Raw genomic sequence first — 19,791 nt, 5'->3', positions numbered from 1 at the left:
CGCCATCAGGTCACCAGCCGAAACCGCTGGATGCCAGGTCTCGCCAGCTGCACCTGGCGGCGCACCACCTCGTCACGGGCAGCGGGCCCGATTCTCAGTCCCGAAGTGCGGCGGCCGTCGGGCGCCTCGATCACGGCCGGCCGGGTCACGGCTCGCAATGCAGCCCAGATCAGCCGGGTCTGTTCGGTGAGGGTCTGATGCATTTCCGGTCCGACTTCGGGTTCGAACCACCGCACTGCGAGCCGCCCGCTCTCGAAGAACTCGCCCCGCTCGTCCGTCCTGAGACGTGAACGGAGCAGCTGGACAATTGCCGCTGTCGGTGGTCCGACAGGCGCGCTGACACCCGCAGCCGGAATGATCCCAGGTGGCAGGGAAGCGCCTGCCGGGAGGCTGAGAAACGTCTGCGTGCCTCCACAGCCCAACGCGGACTCGATCGAGTCATGCAAGTGCACCTGATGCAATCCAGGAGGCCCTGGGTGACTGCAGTGCCATCCGGATGAGGGAAGCACCTCGGCAATTCGCTGCCCCAGAAGCACCTCATCGGCAGGTGTCAGCCACGTGTCCGTCGTCTTCGTGCGAGATCCCGCGATTGCCATAGGGCAAGAATGCCAGTGCCCTCCGCATGCCCTGCAGTCGCTCCTCGCTCCCCACATTCCCCACACCGTTCAATGGTCAAGGAAGTGGGGCGAGGAGCATCGCTGGCCGTTTTCAAGAATCGCCATCACGGGCATGTGATCTGGGTCCACGTTGCCTTCGCGTTGAGTGTGTGTGGTCCAGTCGTAGCGTGCTATGCCGTGCCGCACCGTCCAGGCCTCGCCCGTCTGGTTGGGGAAGTGCACCCGCAGGGCGGGTACGACTCGCTCCCATGGTCGCCCTGCCAGGGCGACCCAGCACACCGTCACTCCGTCTTGTGCGTAGCGGTCGGTACGCATCCGTGCTTCATCTGGCGTCATGGGGGACAGTTGTGCCTCCAGCGCCATGAACGGGCGGTCGTTCCTGTCGAAGACCATCACGTCGGCTCGCCAGTTGCGGGTCTTGCTGCTGATCTCCAGCTCGGCGCGCCACCCGGCTGCCCGGGCGGCGGTGGCCAGCTCGAGTTTCAGTAGGTGGTGCTCCGGTGATTCATTCGCCAGCTGGCAGTCTTGCGGTCGCGTCTGGTGGTAGAAGTGCCGGTCACGGTGGATGGAGACTCGGGCGAAGACCCGGCCTCGGCACTCAGGGCACGACATCGTGAGGCCTTGGACGCGATGAATGTCCGCCCAGGCGCGGCCGCAGCCGAGATCGTCCAGCGTTGCGTCTAGCCGGCCCCATGTCGGATGTATGGCTGTGTAGCCCATCGTCTCCCCCAGTTAGTCAGTCCCGTGAGGCAGCTTTTCCACGGGCAGATGGGGCGACTCCTCTTCTTCGGAGATCGGCGGGATCCTGTGCCCGCGTGGGCACAGGGCGGCGATCGCCTTCTCGTCGGCCTGCGCCAGGAGCCCGCCCGGTCGGCTTACGTCCGGGATCAGCAACCCGGGAGGGTTCTGTGTGCCTGCACCACACAGGGAAGGGCACAGGGGGAGTGTCTGGCAAACGTCGACGATGGGCCTCCCCACCCGCGTCCCGCTGTCAGGTCGCGCAGGTGCCCGCCTGTCCGCGGGATCGTGATTCGCCTCGTCAGAGGTCCACTCGATGTTCGGTTGCCGAAAGGTCATCGACCGAGCCATAGCGCAAGGTGACGTGTGCCGGACGGAACGGCAGGTCGTGCAGGATGGGTGCCATCACAGCGAAGAGCGCGTCGGCGTCGGGTCCGTAGGCATAGGGGATCACCTCGCCACCTCCGTATTCGTTGCCGTCGAACTCGCCGACCTCAGCTTGCTCGATCGCCTCGGATAGCAGGTTCTGGGCCCGGCGGATCATCTCTCGCTGGCTGGGGTTGCCGAGGCCCTCATCGGCTAGGTGATAGTGGGTGATGACGGCCTGTTCGACGTCGTCTGCTTCGTGTGTCTCGGCCATGCGGAAACGATCTCATCCCAGGCTGACATCCTTGTCCGGCCACCTGCGCTAGGACCTGTCTCCTTGACTTCACGTTGATCGGGCCACGTGCGAGGGTGGTGGCCATGCTGCAGCTTGGTCACCGCCTCCGATCCTTCAGTTTCACGTTCGGGCTTGGCCCAACGAGCTTCGCTGCATGCAGGGCGACAGTTGGCCCCGCTTTGGAGCACGCCCTGGCGGACAAGGCGACACTTTGCGGCATCCCTCGGCGCCAGGTGACGGTCTATCGGCATCTGTTCGTCGCGAAGAGGTTCGGAAGGTGCTCGGGCTGCAGGGTGAAGGCAGCCGACGCCACGTCCAGGCCCTGAGTCATCGGCCTGCGTCGCGGACAGCTGTCGCATGGCGAAGTCGTCGAGGATGAGGACGTCGGGGCGGACGAGTTCGCGGATCCGTTTCTCCCAGGCGCGGTCCGCGTGGCCGCCGGCCAGGTCGGCATGCGGGCCGCTCACCGTGACGAGGCGGTGGGCGACGCGAGAGGAGAGGTGCTGGACAAAGGCCGCGTACAGCTGGCCCCGGCCGGTCTGCCGGTCCGCGCTGCGGAACCCCCCCAGCTCCCCGGCAGATCTCAACACGGCCTGAGACCCGGCGACGAGGGCGACACAGCTCGCGTGTCAGGATCGGGGGTCATTTTCTCGGGCGTCTCGTGACGCCCGCATTCATGAGGGGGAAACCGAGCATGCGCATCAAGGCGCTACTCGTGGCATTGCTGACGGCCGTCTCGCTGGGGGGACTCGTGCCGTCGGCGGCGGCCGACGAGGTGTGGCCGAATTCTTCGCCGGTCCTGAGGTTCCTGAGCTACAACATCTGCGGGAACAGCAATGAATTGGCAGACTGCACGCTCACGGACGACGTGACGACGCGAGGCGACAGGATCGCGAAGCAGGTCACTGAGTGGAACGCTGACCTGCTGTTCCTCCAGGAAGTCTGCGAGTCCCAGTTCGACTACCTGAAGACCAAGTTGGATAGTCGCGGATACGAGGGTCATTTCGTGCCCACGTTGACGCCTGCCGAGGACGGCACAGGAGACCTGTGTGTGGACAACGACGACCCGGCACACCACGACGAGTCCAACTATGGCATCGCGGTACTCGCCAAGGGTGCGGTGACGCCCAAGGAGATCGACGTGACGACCGGCACCGAGGACCCGGCGAAGAAGGAGGACTGGAATCCCGCCTGCGTCGAGGCTTCTCTGCAGGGCCGCACGACGCTCGCCTGTTCGGTCCACCTGTACCCGTACACCGCCGCTGTGACGCAGGGGCAGGCAGAGAACCTTGCCGAAGAGGTCCAGTCCTGGATCAACGCCGGCGTCCCCGTCGTACTCGGTGGTGACTTCAATCCCATCCACGGTGCGGGGGCGGAGCGCGATCAGGCCAACGCGCCCCTGTCCACGTCGCTCGACGCCTTCTACAACCACTCCGGCGGCGTCGGCCGATTCATGGAGGCGGATGAGAGTGACGCCAGCCGGTTCACCGCAAAGTGCCAGGCGCTTAATCCGCCAGCTGGCCGTTGCAGGTCCGGTGAGCCCACGTTGCGTGAGAAGGGCACGGACCCGGAGGCCAAGCTCGACTACATCTTCCTCAGCGAGGGGCACTTCAAGAATGTGGTGGGAGACGCGCTGACGCGAGACCCGGCCGTCTCGGACCACTACGCCTATCGTGGCGCTGCGACCTGGTCCTGGTGCAACAACCCCGACGACGGCAGGGCCGACATGCTCCGCCGTGACTCCGCTGGCGACCTCTGGCGCCACTTCGGCGGCACCGACGGCAGGCTCGGGGCACTGCCGTGCAAGATCGGCGCCGACTTCGGCGGCGCTCGGCTGCTCGCGCGCGGCGGTGATTTCGACGGCGACAACGACGGTACTGCGGACCTGTACACGATCGACGGTCAGGGCGACCTGTACCTCCACCCCGGCCACCCCACCGAGCTGTTCTACAGGAACAGGATCAAGGCTGGCTGGGGATGGGGCCAGGCCACGACGCTCCAGGCCACCGACAACATGATCGGCGAGGCCGGACGCGACCTGCTGGTCCGTTTCGACGACGGCAAGCTGTATCTCGTACCGGGAGACGGCACGGGCCAGTTCGGCGCCAAGGTGGAGATCGGCCACGGTTGGCAGATCTACGACACCGTCCTCGCCCCGGGCGACGTCAACGGTGACGGAAAGGCCGACGTCATCGCGCGTGACCCGCAGGGCCTCCTCTTCTTCTATGCAGGTACGGGAGAGACGGGGTCGACCGCGCTCAAGCCGCGTGTGCAGATCGGATACAGCTGGAACCAGTACAACTCCGTCATCGCCCCGGGCGACGTCAACGGTGACGGAAAGCCGGATCTCCTGGCCCGGGATGCCCAGGGCCGCCTCTGGTACTACCAGGGCTCGGGCGCATTGAACGGCAACAGCACGTTCGCCCCGCGCGTCGAGAGTGGGTTGAGCGTGTCCACCGGGGAGATGCTGCTCTGAGAGCGCGGTTCGTGGTCCTGTGAGTGATTCTGTCGTCGCCTGACGATGGGGGTGCGGGTGGAATCCGCTGGTCCGCAGTCGGTGGCCTGTTGGAAGCAGTGATCACCAGCGTTGCGGACAGCACCCCACCAACTTCACCAGGACAAAGTCATCACGGCATAGATTGGGCGGCGCCGTACGGGTGAGCTGGCCACGAGCCAGCGCTGTTACGAGCTCTGCTGCGGCAGTGTCTCGCCATGGAAATCAACGCCTATCGGGCGCACCCTCGACCTACGTTGGGCGAGGGTGCGCCCGTTCATTGCTGTCTCCCGGCTCTCCTGCCCGCGAGATTCGCGGGCAGGAGCGGCCCACCGATCTGAGCCGAAGGGCAGCGCGATGGCGGCGAGCGTCTCGTCGTGCTGCCGCAGGTCTACCAGGTTCCGGTCAGGAAGGCGGGAAGACCCCGAGCACTTGCTGTTGCCCCGGCTGGGAGACAAGTCGAAGCTGCGATGGGCGGTCTGGCTTCGTCGTTGGCCGCGGCTGTGGTGCTGACGGGGAGCGCGGCGAGCAGGGCGAGCAGGAGCAGTCCTGATCGGTTGGAGAGAACGCTTGCCGCGTGTGTGAGGCGGCTGAACTGGGCTACGGGCAGGGACAGCGCTACGTAGGCGGGCTGCCCGTCAAGGGTGAGGGGGACTGCTGCACAGACCTCGCGTTGGGAGTATTCGAGCAGATCGAACTGGCTGGCCTGCGGACCGTGGCCGTCCAGGACCCGGAACAGCGCAGGAGGGTCCGTGCACGAGAACAGCTGCGGAACACGACTTCGGACGGAACCTCGTCGACAAGGGCGAGGGCCCCGGATCCGGAATGGCAGACGACGTGACTCGCTGGTGCCCCGGCCAGTTGCAAGCCGTTCAGGACTTCGGGCGGAGTGCATTTAGCCGCCTCCAGCAGATGAGTGCGCATGACGATCGGGTCGCGTGGGCTCGTAGAGTCTGTGGTTGCACGCGGGATTGCCCGTAGAGGCAAGGAGAGGCGCCGGGAATGGTCACCGGGGGAACAGCGCGGCTGCTGCTCAGCAATGGTGGTGAGGCAGCGCTGGAGCTGACCGTGGAGACCTGGGCGGAAACGCACCAGATTCCCCCGAAGCGGACGTGGGTCGTCGTCACTCACTCGCCTGCAGATGGATCATGGTCCGGGACTCTGCGCGGTGACGAACCGTTCCAGGTCGACCATCGGCCCGAATCGCTCACTGTGTGGGTCAACGGCAACTGCTTCCACCTCAGTGATGTGGAGGGAACTGTGATTGGCTCGGCCGATTGGCAGTGCCCTGCTCAGGGCTCTGCGTCCTGACTTGGTGTGCTCAGGAGTCGCGCCAGTTCGGCGTGGATTCGCGGGTGAGCCGTCGGCTTATGAGGTCGACCATGGCGACCTTGATCGTGGCTTCGGAGCGGTGGGGGCGGGTCTCGTAGTCGCGGGCGAGGCGGCGGTGGTACATGAGCCAGCCGAAGGTCTGTGGGTCTTGCGAGGATCGCCGAGGAGCTGTACAGGTTGAAGCCATCGGAGTTCATCGCGTCTAGGTCCTGTCTCCCCGATCACGAGAGCCGAGCCCGGCCGGGGGCATCCGTCCCCAGCCGCGCTCGACCGACTGGCGACATCGGTCGGGTTCGTCTCCTGCGCTGGTGAACAGTGCGGTCAGCATGGGCGCGCCGTGAGTGAGTGCCTGGTGTGGCAGGGGGCCTGTGGCGACGAGTGAGGCGAGTCCGTGGCCGATTGTCCAGCTTTGTGTTGCCAGTTCCAGCGGGTCGACCTCGTCACGGAAGCGGCCGTTGGTCTTGGCCCGGTCGATGGCGCGGACGAGGCGGTCCAGGGTTTCGTCCGCGGCGCCGGTGTCTTCGAGGTCGAAGCCCGCGTCGAACATGACACGGTAGAGATCGGGGTTCTCCATCGCATTGGCCAGGTAGGCGGCTCCCAGTGCGGCGAGGTCTCGTACCGGGTCCGTGGACATCCTGACGGCCGCGAGTTGGGCGGCCAGGCGTGTGAAGCCTTCCTGCCGCAACGCTTTCCACAAGCCGTCCATGCCGCCGAAGTAGGTGTAGACGGCCATCGTTGACACGCCGGTTCCGGCGACCAGGGTGCGGAGTGTGACCGGTTGCCTCGTCCGCAGCATGTGTGCGGCTCGGTCGAGCAGCAGGGAGCGGACCGCTGGATCTTTCGTCCTCGCCATGGCACCACAATACATAGCAGCGCTATGCGTCCATAGGGTGCTGATCTTGCTGCTCCTGACGCCAAGAGGAAGAGGCCGTTCATGTCCGTGACGCTGGTCAATCCCGAGGGGTTGCCGAAGCCCGAGGTCTACCGGCAGCTGTCGGTCGCCACTGGATCGAAGCTGGTGTTCCTGGCGGGGCAGGTCGCCCGCGACGCCGACGGCCGGCCCGTGGGCGAGGGAGACTTCGCCGCTCAGGTCGAGCAGTGCTATCTCAATATCGCCACCGCTCTGGCCGGGATCGGCGGCTCCTTCGAAGACGTGGCGAAGTTGACCGTCTACGTCGTCGACTGGAGTCCCGAGAAGATGCCGCTGCTGGGTGAGGGCGTGGGCCGGGCGGCAGCGAAGCTCGGCATCGATCCGGTCAAGCCGATCACCCTGCTGGGCGTTGCGGCGCTAGGGGAACCGGACCTCCTGGTCGAGGTCGAAGCCACTGCGGTCATCGAATAGCCGTATCACTGCAAGCAGGGAGACCGTGGGGCTGGCCATGTTGAGTCGGGGGGATCTGACGGACGGCGAGTGGGCGGTGCTGGAGCCGCTGCTGCCGGTGAGTGATAACCGGTGCGGCCGGTGGCGCGATCACCGGCAGGTGATCAACGGGATCATTCACCGGCTGGGCGCCGGGGTGCATTGGCGGGAGCTGCCCGAACGCTTCGGCCCTTGGAAGACCGTCCACAAGCGGCACTTGCTGTGGTCGGCCGACGGCACCTGGGAGAGGCTCTTGCGGCACGTCCAGTCCGCCGCCGACGCCGAAGGCGGCATCGACTGGAACATCAACGTCGACCCCACCATCACGCGCGCTCACCAGCACGCCGCAGGAGCACCTCAGACTCCACCGCCCGCGCCGCCGAGCCCTTCAAAAAGGGGGTCGCCGAAAGCCAGCGCGGCGGCTGCCGGCCATCGTGATGTTGCACGGCCTTTTGGAGGGGGCGGTGCCCCGGGTGAGGCCCTCGGCCGGTCCCGCGGTGGCCTGACCACCAAGATTCACATTGCCGCGGAGGGCCACTGCCGCCCGCTATCTCTGCTGATCACGCAGGGACAACGGGCGGACTGCACGCAGTTCGAGCCGGTCATCGACAAGATCCATGTCCCGCGCGCGGGACGCGGCCGTCCCCGCCGTACGCCGGACAGCGTGAGCGCCGACAAGGCGTACAGCAACCGTGAGATCCGCGCCTACCTCCGCAAACGCGGCATCCGGCACGTGATCCCGGAGAAGAAGGACCACAAGGCCGCCCGCCTGCGCCGGGGTTCACGCGGCGGACGGCCCCCGGGGTCGACAAAGACCGGTACAAGGATCGCAACACAGTGGAGCGGGCCATCGGCAAGCTGAAGCAGTTCAGAGCCGTGGCCACCCGCTATGGCAAGCGCGGATACGTCTACCTCGGCACCGTCACCGCCGCCGCACTCCTCATCTGGCTCCGTTCATGATCGGAGAGGCAGGCCCTAGCAGTCCGGACTGCGCCGAGCTTAGGCTGCGTGATCCACATCGTTCGGGGGGATCGTGAACTTCAGGCGTTATCGCAGACCGTCGGCCTTCCTGCTGCTGGCGGTGGGGGTCGTCCTCGGCGCCGTGGCCTTGGCCGGGCTCGAGTCGGGAGGTGAGGGCGCGCTGGTCCTGCTGGTCGGGCTCCGCGAGTACGTCCTTGTGCTGGGGTGGCTTGCCCTGGCCGCGGCGACCGGGGCGGTCCTGTTGGGGCTGGCGGAGTCCTCGCTGCGCGTGCCCCTGGTCACCATGCTGCTGGTCGTCGGCGTGCCGACGTTGCTTATCGGCGGCTGGGTCTCCTCGGTGTTCGGTGGCTCGGACGAGGAGGTGAAGGCGGAGTCGGCTCCCGGCCGTAACGACCGCCGGCTGGTCGTGGTGGCGCGGCACGGCTTCCTCGACCCCGTTTGGTGCGTCTACGTCCACCAGGGGAGCCATCTGCTGGAACGCCGCTGGAGTGTCGGCTGCTTCAACGGCGACGACGAAGACAACGAACTCCGCGAGACGGTGTGGACGGCTGCTGACCGGATTCGCATGACCACCGAGGGAGGTGCGGTTCACGAGGTGACCGTCGCCCCAGGGGGTCGGCCCGACTGGGTTGTTTCCGTCGGCTAGTGAACGATTGGTGGCCGGGCCCGCTTTCGACCGCGGAGCGGCTCGCCTCGGCATCGCTGGCTGCAATGCCTGGAAGCCGGGCGAACTGCCTAGGAGTCTCCGACCCAGCTCACTAGTCCACGCCGGGAGGCACGAGCGTGGCTTGGTGGTAGTACATCCGCCAGGCCGTGGTTCCGTCCTCCCTGCGCCAGATCGAACTGTGTCTGGTCCTGCGCTCACCGAGCATGGTCTCGAACGTCAGATGCACCAGACCCGGCGCGAGCAGCACACCCGACATGCGTGAGGGCTCGAAGCAGGGGGCGTCCGCCGAACTGCCCGGATGATCGGGAAGTTCGGCGAGCATCGCCTCGTACGTCCATCGCCGCCCAGACCCGCCGACCTCCACGAATTCCGGGTCGAGGAGCTGCCCGGCGCGTTCCCGCGAGGCCCGGACAGCCGGATCCATGAGCTGCAACTCACCCGCGATTGCCTGGCTCACATCGTCTGTTGCACCGTCCATGAACGTAACCTCACCGAGCCCACCCGCCCCGTCGCAACCGAATTCACCGGCCGCCACGCGGGGCGTCGCATCGACACCGAGGACGTCCGCCGCCAGGGCAAGCGGCTCCGGCAGCACCGGCTTGGCAGCGCGTTAGCGGCCGAGGTAGAGGTACACGCTCGCCGTGGTGGTTCCGGCGAAGGCGAAGTCGAAGTTCTTCCGTTCACCCCAGCTGCAGGCACTGACCAGCTTCCAGTGGTGCCCTCCTCCGGGCCAGACACTGACGTTGGCGCAGTCGCCCTCCTGCCGGGTGTCCTCTACCCAGCCGTAGACCTTGAGCGTGCCGCCACGGCAGCTCAGGGTCCAATGAGCCTTCCCTCCCGGGATCTTCGGCGACGCGGACGAGGGGCAGGAGGCGGCGCGGGCGGGGGCGGCCGCCCCGAGGGCCAGCCCTGCGGCAAGCACGGTGGCGGACAGGGCGGAGGTGAGGGTCCTGCGGAACGCCGACATGCGGGTGCCGTCCTTCGTTGGATGGCTGTGGTGGGAGACGTGCCGCGGGACCAGCCGGCGGCGTAGCCGTCCGGTCCCGGGGGTGTGCTGCTACGGTGCGGGCGTGTAGTGGACGACGGTGGTCTCGCACGGTCCGTCGGCGTACACCTGCAGCGCGTCGACTTCGCCCTGGTCGGCCGCGAGTCCCCAGCGGAGCTTGGTGCCCACCCACTCGGAGATGTAGCGGCAGTGGGCGTCGGGCAGCGGAGGCATCCACTCGCGCGGGTCCTGATCGGCCTTTTGGCAATTCGACCGTGCGCTCACCGCGACCAGCGACGTGCTCGCGTCCTGGTCGTTGGCGTACTCCTCACGACGCTTGGCATCCCAGCTCGATGCCCCGACTGGCGGTGAGCGTCATTCCAAGCAAGCGATATTCGGAGGGCTTCGGCGTCAGCGAGCCGTAGGGTTGGCGCGCCAAGACAGCCTGGTAGCAGGGGAGAAGCGTGCGGTCTGAGGAACATGTGGGGTGGGAGCGGGACTTCCCGGTCCGGTATCTCCTGGTGCGGGAGGACACCGACGGTGAGGAGGAGGGCGTGCTGTGGGGGCGGTGCGCCGAGGTCGAAGGCCTGTTCATGGACGCGCCTCCGCTGCCGCGAGAGGTCCTGACGCTGCGCGGCTGCCCGCGCGAGAGCCTGCTGGTCCAGGCCGTGGCGGACAGCGCCGAACCGGTGCGGCTGCTGGGGGACGGAATGCTCTCGATCGAGCCTATGGATCCCGCGAACGACGGGCCGGCTCGCTTCTGGGACCTGGAGGACACGGCTGTCCTGGCCCAGTGGCCCACGCCGGGCGATCCCGGGCGCGTGGACATCGTCGTGGGCACCGGCGTCAGGGAGGACGACTACTGGGGCAGCAAGCGGCTGCCTTCGAGCCCGCGGTTCGACCTGTGGTTTCCCTCGATCAGGGGGGACAGCCCATCGGGCGGTTGCCGTTCCATTGACGGCCTGTTCACCCCGCGCCCGCAGCGACCCACCCAGCCCGTGCACCTGATCGGCTGCGAGCCCGCCGCACCGCTTCTGGCCCTGCTGAGTCGTCCCCTTCCACAGAAGGGCGCCCCGCTCGCGCTCTGGCCCCTCGACCGCCACGGCCGAACGATGACCAGGTACCGCCTCGACCTGCACACCGTCGAGGCACGCCCGTCCGTCCTCGGCGGAGCCCTGATCGACGTCACCATCACCGACCCCGGCGACGACCGCCCCACTCTGGCCGCCCGCCAAGTCTGGGAGATCTGGTCCGACGGCGTTCCGACCCTGCCCAACCAATGGGCGCAGTTCGACGCCAAAGGCCAGTCCGAGTGGTTGGACCTCACCCGCGTCGACCCGTACGGGCCGGAGGGCCTGTCCGGCGGGACGTACCACCTGGACGGACTGCACATCACCGACAGGACCAGCATGCTCCTGGCGCTCGGCGAAGCCTTGCTCGGTCCCGGCGCCAACTACGGCAGAGACCTGGACTCGGTGCACGACTACCTGGGCGGCGGGCCCTCCGTCGTCCCCCCGTTCACCCTCGTCTGGCACCACGCGGACATCGCCCGCCACGCCCTCGCCGGACACGTCCTGCACCACCGCAGCGGCCTGTCCTACTTCGAGGTGACCGTGGACCTCCTGCGCGAGTACGGCGTCACCGTCGTTCTTCAGTAAGGGAAACGACGGGCAATCCCGAACCCGTTGAAGAAGACAGCAACTGACCAGGAGAAGGGACGCAGCGGGTAACGGCCACGGCGATCAGGCCCCGGTCCCGGTTGTCTCGCCTCCTGATACCTGGCTGGCGCTACGGGCTTCGAGGTAGGCGGTCCAGTCGGTGGCGGCGCGGCGGCGCCATTGCTGGGCAGTGATGGGGTGCAGGCCGAGCATGGGCGCGAGGATCGCGGGCGGCAGGTTCTGGGCGAGCTGGACCAACGCGGTGGTGCGGCTCGGGCGGGTCCGTCTCCGAGACCACGACGAGGGGATGGCCAGGTCCGCCGTGAACTCGGTGCGAGTATCGCCCCAGCATCCCGTCGGCCTGACCAGCATCCGCATCATCGGTGACGACTTCGATTTCACCGAGAACCTTCGTTAATAGAACCTGAAAGACAGAGACCCGCTCCATGGATAGTTCCCACATGATCGAGATCCTGCGTAGCGTGGGTTTCACCGTGCCTGTCGCCGGCGTGGAGGAAGCTCGCTCGCGTTCCGGTGCCCGTGTCTTGGGCCGCCGGATCACCGAGAGCGGGGCCGAGTCCATGTGGCGGGAGCTGTTGGCGGCGCGGGAGAGTACGGGGTTCCATCCGCTGCTCTCCGAGATACCCCCTTCGGCCCTGGTGGCGGGAGACCTCGCCGAGCCGGACGTCTTCGATGAGCGTGCTGTGACGGCGCCTGGCGAGATCGTTGCAGAGGCACGTCGGCGGCTCTCGCAGATTGTCTGACTCATGCGGAGGACCAGACAGGGGAGGAGCTGTGGCGGGCCGCTTTCGATCCGAAGCGGCTCGCCCAGGAGATCTCGGCCGAGCCGCAGGCCGGTCGGATCACCGACTTCCGGCCGGATTGGCTGTGCCTGGTGGAGACCCGGGCCGGCTGGTCCGTTCCCGGTCTACTGCCCGGGTACCCGTACGCGCCCTCCTGGGCGCACGGGCCGGATGGCCGGCCGATGTTCGACTCGGACCACGTGGCCTTCCTGCATTCCTGGTACGACCGGTTCGGCGCCGAGTTGCTGTATGTGTCCGAGCGCACGTTGATCTTGGACGTGGGTTCGCCGCCGCAGGAGCCGGAGGCGGTGGCTGAGACGGCGATCGAGCAGTATGCGTACTGCCCGGACGGCAACGACACCGCCTCCTGGGCGAACCGCTGGACCCGTTTCGGGACCTGGCAGTTCTGCTGGGACTGACACGGGTGCGAGCTCGGTTCTCCCGCGTTCGTCCCCGCTGGTGATCCGGCGGGGGCGAACGTCTGCCAGGTGGCCGACCGTGTCACCTGGACGTGCGTCGCCGCTGTCGTGGCCATCGCGGCCACTCTGCTTGCCCGACTGGGGGATGCTGCTGCCACACTGGCTGCAGCCTCGCCGCCCCCGTCGGCGAGGCTCTCGCTTGCCCGTTGTCTGCCCACGGGCGGCGCCGTTCGCAGGACGCAAAACGGCCCCGCCGACGTCGGGTTCTGAAGGACGCAGCAACGTCAGCTGCGCCGCAACCACCGCCGGACGGAATCAGTGACGACGCCGCGGGCGGCAGCGGTACGGACGCCGCGGTAGGCGAGGCGCTGGTAGTTCTGGTACCGCCAGGGCAGCGCCTCGACCCAGCCATCCACCGCGCGGAAGTGGCGCAGTGCCTCGCAGTGACGTCCCTGCTTGGTCAGGCAGTACGCGACCATGTGCTGAACGCGAGGCGCAGCGGGGTGCCCGGCGGCCGCCTCTAGGTCCACCAGCGCGGCGTCCACCAGAGCCCGAACCCGCGGGGAGTCGATGGCTTGCGTGTTCTCACGCGCCAGATACGTCTCGTACCAGGCGAAGAGGGGCAGCGCGGCCAACAGCGCGCCCGCTGGGGCCTCATCGGCGGCCTCCTCCGCGAACGCCTGCGCCTTCTCGTGCGAGCCCCGCCACTTGCCGCTCCAGTACTGGAGCGCGTTGTAGTGGGCCTCGAAGTGGTGCGGTGCGCGCTTGACGATCTCGTCCCAGAGCTCGCGCATCATGTCGTCGGTGTAGCCGAGCCCGAGCGCCGGCCAGATCTCGGCAGCATGCGGAGTTGGGTCGTCCGGGTTGAGCACAGCTGCGTTGTGGAGGTTCTCGCGCGCCGTAAACAAGGCGTTGTGGAACCGCCGGAACCGCCACGCCGCAGTGGCGCTCGCGTAGCGACCTCCACGCCACCGCCACGCGTGGTGCACCTGTGCCCGGGCCCGGACCAGCGCCGCATCCGGGTCACCTGGTCGAGCCCGCTCCCACGCCCGTACCCACAGCGGCCACAGCCAGCCCCCAGCGCGCCCCAGGGCCTCGGCGTACAGGCTCCGTCGCTCCCAGTCCTGCCCAGTCTGGGTCATCAGCCGCGCGGCGGGTCGCCAGAGCCCGAAGCACGCGAGCACGATTGCTCGCCACAGGGCCGGATCGGGCCCGGCGAGCAACCTGCTTTGCGGGCGCAGAGGGAACGTCCCCAGGCAGAGAAGAGTGCCTGAGACGACGAGGGCCGCACATACTTCGGCAGGGGTCACGCCTGGTCCTGTTCAGTGGAATGGATCTTGGAGCGGCACGTTCCACCGGCACCGGGTGGGCAGGTCGGGGAGGAGCCATGCGTGGGGGGCCAGCGGAGTATGCAGCAAGCGGGCCCGCTGAAGCAACGGAAGACGGCTCGGGGCCGGTGAAACGGCTCCCGCCTATCCCGACTCCGTCGGCCGCCGCCTTTGAGTACGGCTGGGAACATGCAGTCTGTTCGGGAGGCCAGAAGCACCCTCAGCACCCAGCCGCGGCACGCATCGCAGGGTTCGGCGTCATCCACAGGAGCGACTGATACTCCGGACAGTCGTCGCCTACTGGTGGGCACCGTTCCACGACGCTATGCGGGACACACCATCAACAGCGATGACACGCTGGGTCCGTCTGCACGCCGCATACCTCTGCCCCCAGTCCCGGCAGACCGGAACGTTCAGCACCCAGAGCAACGTCGGCCACCCGGTAAGCCAAACGTGCGCGTGCGGGCAACCCCTCGCCACGAGCTCCCGCACTCCCAGTATTCGACAACTGACCTGACCCTCAGAGTTCCCGAGATCTCAGACACGGTCTGAGGGCCAGGAACGAAAGCAACCGCGCCCGGCCCCACCTGCCGCCTCCGCATCCGCTGTGACGTCCTACGATGCATCGGTCCTCCGGTGGATCCGGATTATCGTGCGGCAAGGGGAGTCCATGCGCCTGTCCAGCTACGTCAGGAACGCTGCCATGGGCGCGGTGTCGATACCCCTCCTCGCCGGGTGCGCGGGGGAACAGGTCACGGGTGGGGCCGTGGAGCGAGCTGCGGAGAGGCCTGCCTCCTGGACGGACCTGCCGGTGCGGACGGGCGCACGGGACGTCGTCCACACGGACACCGGCGACCGGTCGTACGAGGTCAGGATCACGGTCAAGAGCCTGGTCCGGGGTTCGGAGGAGGACATGCAGGGGGCGCGCGTGGGCGGGGAGCTGAAGGGCATGGTTCCCCACTACCTCGCCTTCGAGGTCACCAACACCGGCCGGAAGGAGATCCCCGCTGCCTACATGGTGGACAGCAAGTTCGCCCTGAACGGCACCGACTGGGTGCGCGGGAAGGAGGTCTACGTCAGCGGCGGCAGGCCGGGCGGGGTCGACCTGCCCTGCGCGGACACAGCGTCGAAGACGCTGGCGCCCGGTGACTCGTACGACACCTGCGTGACCTACGCGCTGCCGGAGGGCGTCGGCGTGCTGTCGCTGACGCACAACGCCGACGGCTACCTCGACGAGGGCGGCGCGGTCGCCACCTGGCCCGTCGAGGGCGGTATCGAGGCGGCGTCCGCTGGGCTGGCGGATCCTGACGACGTCGTCCGCGTCCGGTGGGACGCCGGCGAGAATGGCGTTCTCACCGGCAAGGACGTCCTCGAACTGCCCGCCAAGCTGGTGTCCGTACGCCGGGGCAGCGCGGCCGACCTCGCGGGCCTGGACCTCGGCCTCAACGAGAACGAGCGGCGCGGCGTCCCGTACTACGTGTCGGTCAGCTACACCAACTCCGGGCGGAAAGACCTCTACGCCGACCAGGCCGACCGTGTCCGCCTGCTGACGGAGGGCGGTCGGCAGATACGGGGGAAGACTCCCTTCGTCCTCGACACGAAGATCCCCGGCTGTCCGTCCGACTGGGTCGCCCGGATGATTCCGCCGGGCGACAGCGTGACGGAGTGCAGCATTCACCTGGTGACGGACGACGGCGACAAGCCGTTCGCGGTGGGTTTCGCGGAGGCGGGCCGGCCGGGACTGGTGGCCTGGCGGGCCCCCCTCCACTGAGGCGGCCGGGTCAGCCGGTCGACCTGCCGCCCGTCTCCGCGAGCGGCTGGTACACACGGCTGCCCGATGCCGCGAACTCCTGGGACTTCTCCCTCATCCCCCTTCACGTCATCGCTGCTCAGGCCCATCTGAGAGCCGCACTTCGAAGTGATGGTTTGAGAGATCAGCATCGTGCAGGGAACAGCCCCTGCACGGTGTACGCCTGAATAGCTGCCCGACTAGACGAGTGTCTCCGAATGCCTGCGAGGTCTACAGGTCGGGCAGAGTCTCGGAGCCGGCCGGAGGGCGTCCCTCTTCCAACCAGAAGAGATAGCCGCGGAGGTGGGCCTGGAGGTCACCATCGAGGTAGGACAGCAGGTCAGCCAACCCGTATTGGAAGTGGCGGGAGCCGGGGGGTGGTGGCGAAGTGCTCGGCCCACTCCCGGAGTCGTGCGCGTTCCTGCCACCAGGCCCGAACGGACTGTGCGGTCCACCACTGGTCGCCGTCCATGCCGTACTGGCCACAGGGATCGTTCCAGGCCGCGAAGAGCACCCTGTGAACCTCGGCAGGTCTCCGGGGCTGCCGGAAGACGAACTCCTGACCGGTCTCGTCGCACATGACGTGCCGTGGTGCGACCTCGGGGCCCATCTCGCAGGTGTCTGTCTCCGCGCCGTAGAACGGTCCCGGCACATTGCGCCAGTTCCGCTCGGCCCAGCGGCCCATCAGATAGGTCTCTGCCGGAGCAAGGACGGTGACCGTCTCCTTCCAGGGCAGTGCCGTTCCGGCTGACGCACGCACAGCCGGGAGCGGATCCCAGTACCCCGGACGATCGCTCACGCCCACCTCCTTCACGATTCCCACCAAGACTCGGCGAGGGTGTCCAGGATCGGCGTTGCTGAGCAACGATGACCTGGAGGCCACGTGCACGCTGATCTGGACACCCTCGTGACCGCACTTTACGTCAGGGTCGACGACGAGATCGGGGGAACCCGAAGCCTCGGTCGACCCCCGTTGCTGAGCGATTCCGAGCTCGTATGCCTGGCCGTCGCCCAGTCCCTGCTGGGCTTCCACTCCGAGTCCCGCTGGTTGCGCTACGCGAACAAGCACCTGTCCCACATGGCCCCGTACCTGCCGCAGCGCGCGGGCTACAACAAGCGGCTCCGGGCCGCGCTCGGGCTGGTCAAGCGGCTGATCCGGGCACTGGCGATGGACAGCGACTTCTGGTTCGACAACCACTGGATCACCGACTCGACACCCGTGCCGTGCGGGATGTCGCGCCCGACAGTGCAGCGCTCCAGCCTGGCAGGCTGGGCCGGCTACGGCTACTGCGCCTCGCACTCCCAGTTCTTCTGGGGCCTGCGCCTGTACCTCGTGTGCACCCCGACCGGGATGCCGGTCATGTGGGCGCTGGCCAATCCGAAGATCGGCGAACGCGAAGTCCTCGCGGCAATGCTGGAGGTCGACGCCGATCTCGTCGCCGCGCGCGAAGGCATCGTGCTGATCTCAGACAAGGGCTTCGCGTCCAAACCGTTCGAGCAAGCCCTCGCAGAGCAGGGCATCGAACTGCTGCGGCCCTCGCGCAAGCGGGAGAATCAGCGGTACGGCGAGCCGATGCTCAAGAGGGTCCGCCAACTCATCGAGTCGGTCAACGACACCCTCAAAGGCCAGCTCAACCTGGAGCAACATGGCGGCCGGACCTTCGAGGGCGTCGCCGTACGAGTCGCCCAGCGCATCCTGGCAATGGCCGCCGCGATCTGGCACAACAACCACACCGGCGCACCCGTCACCCGCTCGCTGATCGCCTACGACCACTGAGTCACTTCGGATCAACTCATCTAGCTTGAGCTACATCGATCCAGGTCACTGTGCCTGCCGAGCCGCGCGGACCTGACGTGGCTGGGTGCGCAGCGTCGGCAACCTCCGGACGTCCTGCGCCTCGGACAAGCCTTCACCGAGGGCCAGAAGCGACAGGAGCCGCACGGGGTGACCCGCCGATGCCGCCGCCTCCAGCTTGTGGTGGCCGTCGAGCAGGAAATGCGTCAGTCCCCAGTGCTGGTAGTAGTCGGTCGACAGGTCCAGCGCGGGCTGACACAGATCCAGAGTCGAAACCGCCACCGCCGTCGGCACCACCCCCCGCTCCATCTGCTCGACGTACTCCTCCACACGCTCCCTTTCGTTCCAGGACGGGGGGACCATCGGCACAACGAACTCATAGAGGTGCGCGACGTCATCGACCACGGTCTCGAACGTGCGGTAGTACGGCGTGCGGGGGTGCTCCGGAAGCCCCCAGAACCCGTCGAGCCCCCAGGTGGCCACCTGCTCACCGTTGAAGTAGTCGCCCTCCTGGCCTGGAGTGATCAGCCGTGGCTCGACGCGGAGCAACGAAGGGAGGTAGTCGCCTTCGGGTAGCAGGGAGCCGAACGCGTCGAGGATGTCATCGTCCAGGTCTGAGAGGTGGCCGGCGAGACGCTCCTGCATGCCTTCCAACGACAACGTCTGGTTGGCGCCCGCGAGTCGCTGGAACAGGAACTGACACGTCCCACACCAGTGGGAGAGTTCGTACGCGGGCTCTCCGTCGAGCACAAGCAGCCTGCGTCCTGGACCGGGCCCCACTTTCCGGGGCTCTGCCTCGAACCGCAGCCTCGCCTCGGGCCCGGGAACTCCGAGCCTGCGCGGTTCGCCGGTCATGTCCTTCATGCCCATGACCGTACGAGACCCATCACCACAGACCAAACCGGTTTCCAAGGCAAACCGGCCTGCTGCCGCTTCTCAGCAGGTGCGTGGTCTCATACGGCGAGAAGCTGGGTAGCCCCGTCCGAAGCGGAGCTACCCAGCCGCTTGCTCAGTCCGCGAGGGGCAGGTAGACGCGGTTCCCAGAAGCCGCGAACTCCTTGGACTTCTGGAGCATGCCCTGACCGATCTCCGCGTCACCAGCGCCCTGACATCGGTACCCTGGGGCGCCGCTTCAGCCCAACCTGTACGATGCCGGACATCCCTCGTCGTCCAGCGGCCAAGGACACCGGTCTCCGGTTCGCCCGGAATCGGAAACCCGGGTTCGAATCCCGGCGAGGCAACCAATCCGCACCATCGAGCACGCCGCTGCTCTGCGGGTGATCACCTGGGTATCGGTGACAGTCAGGGTGTCCTCCCAGGTCCCACGCGGCGGCCAGCGGAATTCGGTTGCGGCGGGGCTGGTGGGCTCGGTGAGGATACGTTCGTGGACGGTGCAACAGACGATGTGAATCAGGCGATCGCGGGTGAGTTGCAGCTCATGGATCCGCGTGTCCGTGCCTCGCGGGAACGTGCTGGGCAGCTCCTCGACCCGGAGGCGGTGGCTGAGACGGCGATCGAGCAGTATGCGTACTGCCCGGACGGCAACGACACCGCCTCTTGGGCGAACCGCTGGACCCGTTCCGGGACCTGGCAGTTCTGCTGGGACTGACACGGGTGCGAGCTCGGTTCTCCCGCGTTCGTCCCCGCTGGTGATCCGGCGGGGGCGAACGTCTGCCAGGTGGCCGACCGTGTCACCTGGACGTGCGTCGGCGCTGTAGTGGCCATCGTGGCCAGTTTGCTTGCCCGGCTGGGGGGATCTTCGGTAGCAGCCTCTGCTGAGAGATCAGGGTTGACCGGGGGCGACCGCCTGTACTTCTACATCCTGTTGCCCCTGCTTTCCTGGATCCGGGCCGGCCCGGGGTCTTGCGCACGAGCTCCAGCTCGCGGCCGGCCTCCCGGACTTCTCGACAAACCACTCCCCAAGAAGTCGTCATCGCCACCCCGCGGTACGCCGCTCCCACTACCTCCCCGTGTCGATCGGCCACTGGTGGTCGTGCTCCACCTGCGGTCCTGCACGCCGTCCACGGTGTCGGAGATCAAGCGGCGAAGGTTCCTGAAGTGCGTCCGGTTGCATGTTGCTGTGTGGCAAGGGAGGAGGTCAGGAGGCCAGGACTCTGGTTGACCAGAATTCCGGTTCGGGTGATAGTGGCGCTCGCGGCCGTGT

Annotated in this window: 20 protein-coding genes and 2 pseudogenes; 12 read left to right on the top strand and 10 right to left on the bottom strand. The window is 67.4% G+C overall.

Annotated features, from left to right (window positions below; translation table 11 throughout):
- A partial coding sequence (locus ACFC0D_RS29075) for a hypothetical protein (protein ID WP_376442063.1) occupies nt 1-290 on the top strand: 290 nt, incomplete at its 5' end.
- Between the two features lie 375 nt (nt 291-665).
- Here the strand turns inward: ACFC0D_RS29075 and ACFC0D_RS29070 are convergent.
- Both ACFC0D_RS29070 and ACFC0D_RS29065 read right to left on the bottom strand, forming a co-directional pair.
- On the bottom strand, nt 666-1,337 hold the full coding sequence (locus tag ACFC0D_RS29070) for a competence protein CoiA (RefSeq protein WP_376442060.1): 672 nt from the start codon (nt 1,335-1,337) through the stop codon (nt 666-668).
- Nucleotides 1,338-1,656: 319 nt separating this feature from the next.
- Nucleotides 1,657-1,995 (bottom strand): hypothetical protein, encoded by a 339-nt coding sequence (locus ACFC0D_RS29065; RefSeq protein ID WP_376442057.1) that lies wholly within the window; start codon nt 1,993-1,995, stop codon nt 1,657-1,659.
- Between the two features lie 736 nt (nt 1,996-2,731).
- Between ACFC0D_RS29065 and ACFC0D_RS29060 the strand changes: the two genes are divergently transcribed.
- The gene (locus ACFC0D_RS29060) at nt 2,732-4,492 is read left to right on the top strand and encodes an FG-GAP-like repeat-containing protein (protein WP_376442054.1); all 1,761 of its coding nucleotides are present in this window, start codon (nt 2,732-2,734) and stop codon (nt 4,490-4,492) included.
- A gap of 1,339 nt (nt 4,493-5,831) precedes the next feature.
- Here the strand turns inward: ACFC0D_RS29060 and ACFC0D_RS29055 are convergent.
- Together ACFC0D_RS29055 and ACFC0D_RS29050 are read right to left on the bottom strand one after the other, a co-directional pair.
- A pseudogene (locus tag ACFC0D_RS29055) lies at nt 5,832-5,984 on the bottom strand (IS5/IS1182 family transposase); the annotation flags it as partial.
- Nucleotides 5,985-6,044: 60 nt separating this feature from the next.
- On the bottom strand, nt 6,045-6,695 hold the full coding sequence (locus tag ACFC0D_RS29050; RefSeq protein ID WP_376442052.1) for a TetR/AcrR family transcriptional regulator: 651 nt from the start codon (nt 6,693-6,695) through the stop codon (nt 6,045-6,047).
- Nucleotides 6,696-6,776: 81 nt separating this feature from the next.
- On the opposite strand from ACFC0D_RS29050, the gene ACFC0D_RS29045 reads away from it, so the two are divergent.
- The 3 genes from ACFC0D_RS29045 to ACFC0D_RS29035 all read left to right on the top strand — a co-directional run bounded on the left by ACFC0D_RS29045 (nt 6,777) and on the right by ACFC0D_RS29035 (nt 8,829).
- On the top strand, nt 6,777-7,184 hold the full coding sequence (locus tag ACFC0D_RS29045) for a RidA family protein (protein WP_359677561.1): 408 nt from the start codon (nt 6,777-6,779) through the stop codon (nt 7,182-7,184).
- Between the two features lie 40 nt (nt 7,185-7,224).
- Nucleotides 7,225-8,162, top strand: a protein-coding gene (locus tag ACFC0D_RS29040) for an IS5 family transposase (RefSeq protein ID WP_376442069.1) whose coding sequence is annotated in 2 segments (ribosomal slippage) — nt 7,225-8,002 and nt 8,002-8,162 — 939 coding nt in all. Because the reading frame shifts where the segments join, the coding sequence is not laid out codon by codon here.
- Between the two features lie 73 nt (nt 8,163-8,235).
- Nucleotides 8,236-8,829, top strand: coding sequence for a hypothetical protein (locus tag ACFC0D_RS29035; RefSeq protein WP_376442047.1), 594 nt, complete (start codon nt 8,236-8,238; stop codon nt 8,827-8,829).
- Nucleotides 8,830-8,941: 112 nt separating this feature from the next.
- Here the strand turns inward: ACFC0D_RS29035 and ACFC0D_RS29030 are convergent, their stop codons facing one another.
- The 3 genes and pseudogenes from ACFC0D_RS29030 to ACFC0D_RS29020 all read right to left on the bottom strand — a co-directional run.
- Nucleotides 8,942-9,328 (bottom strand): DUF4440 domain-containing protein, encoded by a 387-nt coding sequence (locus ACFC0D_RS29030; RefSeq protein WP_376442044.1) that lies wholly within the window; start codon nt 9,326-9,328, stop codon nt 8,942-8,944.
- A 132-nt stretch (nt 9,329-9,460) separates the two neighbouring features.
- Entirely contained in the window at nt 9,461-9,817 is a 357-nt protein-coding gene (locus ACFC0D_RS29025; protein WP_376442041.1) for a hypothetical protein, read from the bottom strand.
- Between the two features lie 90 nt (nt 9,818-9,907).
- A pseudogene (locus ACFC0D_RS29020) lies at nt 9,908-10,195 on the bottom strand (HNH endonuclease); the annotation flags it as partial.
- A gap of 104 nt (nt 10,196-10,299) precedes the next feature.
- On the opposite strand from ACFC0D_RS29020, the gene ACFC0D_RS29015 reads away from it, so the two are divergent.
- From ACFC0D_RS29015 to ACFC0D_RS29000, 4 genes are all read left to right on the top strand, one after another.
- A complete protein-coding gene (locus tag ACFC0D_RS29015; RefSeq protein ID WP_376442038.1) occupies nt 10,300-11,493 on the top strand; it encodes a hypothetical protein in 1,194 nt (397 codons plus the stop codon).
- A 211-nt stretch (nt 11,494-11,704) separates the two neighbouring features.
- A complete protein-coding gene (locus ACFC0D_RS29010; RefSeq protein WP_376442035.1) occupies nt 11,705-11,911 on the top strand; it encodes a hypothetical protein in 207 nt (68 codons plus the stop codon).
- Nucleotides 11,912-11,954: 43 nt separating this feature from the next.
- Nucleotides 11,955-12,257, top strand: a complete 303-nt coding sequence (locus ACFC0D_RS29005) for a hypothetical protein (protein WP_376442032.1) — start codon at nt 11,955-11,957, stop codon at nt 12,255-12,257.
- A 131-nt stretch (nt 12,258-12,388) separates the two neighbouring features.
- Nucleotides 12,389-12,715, top strand: coding sequence for a DUF4253 domain-containing protein (locus ACFC0D_RS29000; RefSeq protein ID WP_376442030.1), 327 nt, complete (start codon nt 12,389-12,391; stop codon nt 12,713-12,715).
- A 284-nt stretch (nt 12,716-12,999) separates the two neighbouring features.
- Here ACFC0D_RS29000 and ACFC0D_RS28995 read toward each other — a convergent pair whose 3' ends face one another.
- The gene (locus ACFC0D_RS28995) at nt 13,000-13,857 is read right to left on the bottom strand and encodes a hypothetical protein (RefSeq protein ID WP_376442027.1); all 858 of its coding nucleotides are present in this window, start codon (nt 13,855-13,857) and stop codon (nt 13,000-13,002) included.
- An 856-nt stretch (nt 13,858-14,713) separates the two neighbouring features.
- Here ACFC0D_RS28995 and ACFC0D_RS28990 point away from each other — a divergent pair.
- The gene (locus ACFC0D_RS28990; protein ID WP_376442024.1) at nt 14,714-15,814 is read left to right on the top strand and encodes a hypothetical protein; all 1,101 of its coding nucleotides are present in this window, start codon (nt 14,714-14,716) and stop codon (nt 15,812-15,814) included.
- Between the two features lie 358 nt (nt 15,815-16,172).
- Here the strand turns inward: ACFC0D_RS28990 and ACFC0D_RS28985 are convergent, their stop codons facing one another.
- Nucleotides 16,173-16,631 (bottom strand): hypothetical protein, encoded by a 459-nt coding sequence (locus ACFC0D_RS28985; RefSeq protein WP_376442021.1) that lies wholly within the window; start codon nt 16,629-16,631, stop codon nt 16,173-16,175.
- An 84-nt stretch (nt 16,632-16,715) separates the two neighbouring features.
- Here ACFC0D_RS28985 and ACFC0D_RS28980 point away from each other — a divergent pair, with 84 nt between their 5' ends.
- Nucleotides 16,716-17,609 carry an IS982 family transposase gene (locus ACFC0D_RS28980; RefSeq protein ID WP_376442019.1) on the top strand — a complete coding sequence of 298 codons (894 nt, stop codon included), beginning with the start codon at nt 16,716-16,718 and terminating at the stop codon, nt 17,607-17,609.
- 45 nt (nt 17,610-17,654) lie between these two features.
- On the opposite strand, the gene ACFC0D_RS28975 is transcribed toward ACFC0D_RS28980, so the two are convergent.
- Nucleotides 17,655-18,491 carry a hypothetical protein gene (locus tag ACFC0D_RS28975; RefSeq protein ID WP_376442017.1) on the bottom strand — a complete coding sequence of 279 codons (837 nt, stop codon included), beginning with the start codon at nt 18,489-18,491 and terminating at the stop codon, nt 17,655-17,657.
- Between the two features lie 520 nt (nt 18,492-19,011).
- On the opposite strand from ACFC0D_RS28975, the gene ACFC0D_RS28970 reads away from it, so the two are divergent.
- Entirely contained in the window at nt 19,012-19,236 is a 225-nt protein-coding gene (locus tag ACFC0D_RS28970; RefSeq protein ID WP_376442014.1) for a hypothetical protein, read from the top strand.
- The last annotated feature ends 555 nt before the right edge of the window (nt 19,237-19,791 follow it).

Source organism: Streptomyces sp. NPDC056222, assembly GCF_042264065.1.
Classification (GTDB): domain Bacteria; phylum Actinomycetota; class Actinomycetes; order Streptomycetales; family Streptomycetaceae; genus Streptomyces.
Note: the sequence above shows the minus strand (reverse complement) of the source record. Positions and strands in the feature narration are given on the sequence as shown.

Bases quoted from the DNA above. Each gene is read 5' to 3' on its own strand.
- ACFC0D_RS29070 (WP_376442060.1), bottom strand. From the start codon at position 1,337: ATGGGCTACACAGCCATACATCCGACATGGGGCCGGCTAGACGCAACG.
- ACFC0D_RS29065 (WP_376442057.1), bottom strand. From the start codon at position 1,995: ATGGCCGAGACACACGAAGCAGACGACGTCGAACAGGCCGTCATCACC.
- ACFC0D_RS29050 (WP_376442052.1), bottom strand. From the start codon at position 6,695: ATGGCGAGGACGAAAGATCCAGCGGTCCGCTCCCTGCTGCTCGACCGA.
- ACFC0D_RS29045 (WP_359677561.1), top strand. From the start codon at position 6,777: ATGTCCGTGACGCTGGTCAATCCCGAGGGGTTGCCGAAGCCCGAGGTC.
- ACFC0D_RS29030 (WP_376442044.1), bottom strand. From the start codon at position 9,328: ATGGACGGTGCAACAGACGATGTGAGCCAGGCAATCGCGGGTGAGTTG.
- ACFC0D_RS29025 (WP_376442041.1), bottom strand. From the start codon at position 9,817: ATGTCGGCGTTCCGCAGGACCCTCACCTCCGCCCTGTCCGCCACCGTG.
- ACFC0D_RS29010 (WP_376442035.1), top strand. From the start codon at position 11,705: ATGGGCGCGAGGATCGCGGGCGGCAGGTTCTGGGCGAGCTGGACCAAC.
- ACFC0D_RS29005 (WP_376442032.1), top strand. From the start codon at position 11,955: ATGATCGAGATCCTGCGTAGCGTGGGTTTCACCGTGCCTGTCGCCGGC.
- ACFC0D_RS28995 (WP_376442027.1), bottom strand. From the start codon at position 13,857: ATGACCCAGACTGGGCAGGACTGGGAGCGACGGAGCCTGTACGCCGAG.
- ACFC0D_RS28990 (WP_376442024.1), top strand. From the start codon at position 14,714: ATGCGCCTGTCCAGCTACGTCAGGAACGCTGCCATGGGCGCGGTGTCG.
- ACFC0D_RS28975 (WP_376442017.1), bottom strand. From the start codon at position 18,491: ATGAAGGACATGACCGGCGAACCGCGCAGGCTCGGAGTTCCCGGGCCC.